At 60.3% G+C, this 4,411-nt stretch carries 4 protein-coding genes; all 4 read left to right on the top strand.

From position 1 onward, the window contains the following. Positions 1–1,271, top strand: a 1,271-nt coding sequence (locus tag VK725_RS06770; RefSeq protein WP_325317295.1) for a nucleoside permease, incomplete at its 5' end; no start/stop codon positions are given. 62 nt (positions 1,272–1,333) lie between these two features. Further along, positions 1,334–2,320 (top strand): tRNA dihydrouridine synthase DusB, encoded by a 987-nt coding sequence (gene dusB, locus VK725_RS06765; protein WP_325317294.1) that lies wholly within the window; start codon positions 1,334–1,336, stop codon positions 2,318–2,320. Positions 2,321–2,384: 64 nt separating this feature from the next. Further along, positions 2,385–3,290: an alpha/beta hydrolase gene (locus VK725_RS06760; RefSeq protein WP_325317296.1), complete on the top strand. Its 906-nt coding sequence runs from the start codon at positions 2,385–2,387 to the stop codon at positions 3,288–3,290. Between the two features lie 186 nt (positions 3,291–3,476). Continuing rightward, positions 3,477–4,411: methionine adenosyltransferase (metK, locus tag VK725_RS06755; protein ID WP_325317293.1), on the top strand; the 935-nt coding region annotated here is incomplete at its 3' end.

Genomic DNA, 4,411 nt, shown 5'->3' with positions numbered 1-4,411 from the left:
GAGATGTGCCCATGAGCCTTAAGCTGCGACTCATTGCGATGAACTTTCTGCAGTACTTCGTGTGGGGGGCTTGGCTGATCACCATCGGCGCGTACTGGTTCCAGAATCGCCATTGGTCGGGCACGCAGTTTGGCGAAATCTTCTCGACGATGGGCATCGCCTCGCTCTTCATGCCCTCGATTACCGGCGTGATCGCGGACAAGTGGATTCGCGCCGAACGCCTCTATGGCTGCCTGCATCTCATGGGTGCTGTCGTGCTGTGCATCGTGCCGATGATCAACGATCCGGGCACGATGTTCTGGGTGATGCTCATCAACATGATGTGCTACATGCCCACCATCTCGCTGGCGATAACGGTGGCGTACAACGCGCTCAAACAGGACGGCGTGGACGTCGTGCGCGTGTATCCGCCGATCCGCGTGTGGGGCACCGTGGGTTTCATCGTTGCGATGTGGGCCGTCAGCTTGCTGCATCTGGAAACGACGACCGGTCAGTTTTACGTCGCCGCTGCTGCGGCTTTGGTGCTTGGCTTGTACGCCTTTACGTTGCCGCCATGCCCGCCTCGTTTGCGCGGCTCGGAGCATCGCTCGCTGCTCGACGTCATGGGCCTTACGTCGTTTGCACTGTTCAAGCGCCGCGAGATGGCGGTGTTCTTTCTCTTTGCGATGATGCTTGGCGCGGCGTTGCAGCTGACGAATGCCTACGGCGACACGTTCCTGCACGACTTCGACAAAGTCGGTGCTTACAAGGATCTGATCGCCGTGCGCTATCCCGCGATCATCATGTCGATTTCGCAGGTATCGGAAACGCTATTCATTCTGGCGATTCCCTTTTTCCTGAAACGCTTCGGCATCAAGGCCGTGATGCTGATCAGCATGGTGGCGTGGACGCTGCGCTTCGGTCTGTTCGCCTTCGGCAACCCTGGCGACGGACTGTGGATGATCGTGCTGTCGTGCATCGTCTATGGCATGGCCTTCGACTTCTTCAATATCTCCGGCTCGCTGTTTGTGGAAGGCGAAAGCGACCCTGCGATTCGCGCCAGCGCGCAAGGCCTGTTCATGCTGATGACCAATGGCGTCGGCGCGGTGCTGGGCAGCTCGATCAGCGGTGTGATCATCGATCAATACTTCACGCGCCCCGACCACAGTCTGGAATGGCATGGCATCTGGATGACATTTGCGACGTATTCGCTGATCGTCGCCGTGCTTTTCATGGTCCTGTTTCAGCACAAGCACCGCCCCGAAGCGCTGGAGAATTTGCCCGTTCACTGAGCGTTTTCAGGGCTTTTCCAGCCGCGCGGATGCCATCCCGCCGCAGCGGCTACAATAGCCGGATGCAAATCGGCCCTTACCGCATTGACCCTCCGGTAGTGCTGGCCCCTATGGCCGGCGTCACTGACAAGCCTTTCCGCTTGCTCTGCAAGCGGCTGGGGGCGGGCCTTGCCGTGTCCGAAATGACGACGGCCGATCCGCGCCTGTGGCAAACGCGCAAGTCGCTCAAGCGTATGGATCACGAAGGCGAGCCCGAGCCGGTCAGTGTGCAAATCGCCGGCTACGATCCGACGATGCTCGCCGAGGCGGCGCGCTTCAACGTTGCAAACGGCGCGCAGATGATTGACATCAACATGGGCTGCCCGGCGAAGAAAGTGTGCAACGTATGGTCGGGCTCGGCGTTGTTGCAGGACGAACCGCTCGTCGCGCGCATCGTGAAAGCGGTGGTAGATGCCGTGGACGTTCCGGTGACGCTGAAGATCCGCACCGGATGGGATCGTCAGCACAAGAACGCACTGACGATTGCTCGCATTGCCGAAGACAACGGCATCGCGGCGCTTGCCGTGCATGGCCGCACGCGCGCCGACAAATACGAAGGCCACGCGGAATACGACACCATTGCGGCGGTGAAATCGGCAGCATGCATTCCGGTGTTGGCGAATGGCGATATCACCACGCCGCAGCAAGCGCGATACGTACTGGATGTCACCGGCGCCGACGCCGTGATGATCGGTCGTGGCGCTCAGGGCCGTCCGTGGATCTTCCGCGAGATATCGCACTATCTCGCCACCGGCGAATTGCTGCGCCAGCCATCGCCGTCGGATATTTCGACCATCTTGCTTGGTCATCTCGAACACCTTTACGCGTTCTATGGTGAGCAAGCCGGCGTGCGCATCGCGCGCAAACATTTGGGCTGGTATGCGAAAGACCGGCCAGAGAACACGGCGTTCCGTGATGTCGTCAATCGTGCCGAAAATGCCGGTGACCAATTGCGCCTGACCCGCGATTATTTCGAATCGCTGCAGGAAAACTGGAGCCTCGCCGCATAACTGGCGCAACCCCTTGCGGAGCGATTGCAGGCATCATCTGCTTTTCGAGCTTGCTTACGTGCCGATGATCTTTTCGCCCAACAGGTCCTGGCCATCGTTGCTTTTGCGCATCGCGCTGCCGCTGTTAGCGCTGCTATGCGGCGGCTGCAGAGCCACGCTCTTTGCAGGCCTCAACGCCACCGATCGACACGCCGGCATCGAAACGACGCACGACATCGTGTTCGATGCGCAGCATCAGCTCAAACTCGATGTCTATCGCCCGGCCAATGTCGAGCACGCGCCCGTGGTGGTGTTCTTCTATGGCGGAAGTTGGACGCATGGCGAACGCGCGTGGTATCGCTTCGTCGGCACGACACTCGCTTCGCATGGCGTCGTTGCCGTTATTCCCGACTATCGCAAATACCCGCAGGTAAAAATGGATGGTTTCATGCGGGATGCGGCGAAAGCCGTTGCATGGACGCATCAGCACGCACAGACATTTGGTGGCGCGCCGAACGATATTTTCGTGATGGGACATTCCGCCGGCGGTCAGATCGGCGCATTGTTGGTGACTGATCCCTCGTGGCTCGCGCCGTACGGTTTGCACCCGAAAGATATGGCCGGTTTCATCGGACTAGCCGGCTGCTACGACTTCATGCCGATTCCAGCCAGCGAGAAAGACATGCTGGGCATGTTCGGCCACGACGAAGCCTCGCAGACTCGCGCGCAACCCGTGCGCTTTGCGAGCGGAAACGAACCGCCCATGTTGCTGCTGCAAGGAACCGCCGACAAAGAAGTGGAACCGTCAAACGCGATCTCCCTGGCGCATGTGCTGCAGGCCCATCACGTGCCGGTGACGCTGAAGCTTTATCCGGGCGTTAGCCACAACGCGCTGGTCTTTGCGCTCTCCCGTCCTATGCACGACAAGGCGCCCACGCTCGCCGACACGCTGCAATTTATTCGCAGCCACCCTTCTGCGGATGTCCATTAAGCCGTCTATCTCAGGTCTTCCGGCCCGATCGGCGCCCGCCATCCCCGGACTGCGGCAAATCGGCTGAATGCGGCCTCACTGTCATCCGGATATGCCAGACTTGCCGGTGATTCCCGGGGCGCAGGCGTGTAGAATGCCCGTTTCCCCTTTCCATCTCTTTATCCGTAAAGAAGGATATAAGCCACGATGAGCAACTACCTCTTCACCTCCGAATCGGTCTCCGAAGGCCATCCGGACAAAGTCGCTGACCAGATTTCCGACGCCGTCCTCGACGCGATCCTTGCGCAGGATCCGCGTGCACGTGTGGCGTGCGAAACCATGGTGAAGACCGGCGTGGCGATTGTCGCCGGCGAAGTCACCACCAGCGCCTGGATCGATCTGGAAGCGCTGACCCGTAAGGTCATTGTCGATATCGGCTACAACTCGTCCGACGTCGGCTTCGATGGCGAGACCTGCGGTGTGCTGAACCTGATCGGCAAGCAGTCCCCGGACATCAACCAGGGCGTGGATCGCAAGAAGCCCGAAGAACAGGGCGCTGGCGACCAGGGCCTGATGTTCGGCTATGCCACGAACGAAACCAAGGATTTCATGCCGGCGGCGATCTACTACTCGCACCGTCTGGTAGAGCAGCAGGCCAAGGTACGCAAGGCGAAGAAATCGCCGCTGCCGTGGCTGCGCCCGGATGCCAAGAGCCAGGTCACCCTGCGCTATGAAAATGGCGTGGCGACTGCCATCGATGCCGTGGTGCTTTCCACCCAGCACGATCCGGATATCAAGCAGAAAGATCTGGTCGAAGCCGTACGCGAGCACATCCTCAAGCCCGTGCTGCCGTCCAAGCTGCTGCACAAGGGCACCAAGTTCCACATCAACCCGACCGGCAAGTTCGTGATCGGCGGCCCGGTGGGCGACTGCGGCCTGACTGGCCGCAAGATCATCGTCGACACCTACGGCGGCTGGGCGCGTCACGGTGGCGGTGCGTTCTCGGGCAAGGATCCGTCGAAGGTGGATCGCTCGGCCGCTTACGCCGCGCGCTATGTCGCCAAGAATATCGTGGCCGCCGGCATCGCCGATCGCTGCGAAGTGCAGGTGAGCTACGCCATTGGCGTGGCTGAGCCGACGTC

The sequence above is a fragment of the Dyella sp. genome (genome assembly GCF_035486915.1).
In the GTDB taxonomy this organism is placed as follows: domain Bacteria; phylum Pseudomonadota; class Gammaproteobacteria; order Xanthomonadales; family Rhodanobacteraceae; genus Dyella_B.
Note: the sequence above shows the minus strand (reverse complement) of the source record. Positions and strands in the feature narration are given on the sequence as shown.

What these genes read in the sequence shown, in the direction of transcription:
- dusB (WP_325317294.1), top strand. Translation starts at nt 1,334, where the DNA reads ATGCAAATCGGCCCTTACCGCATTGACCCTCCGGTAGTGCTGGCCCCT.
- VK725_RS06760 (WP_325317296.1), top strand. Translation starts at nt 2,385, where the DNA reads ATGATCTTTTCGCCCAACAGGTCCTGGCCATCGTTGCTTTTGCGCATC.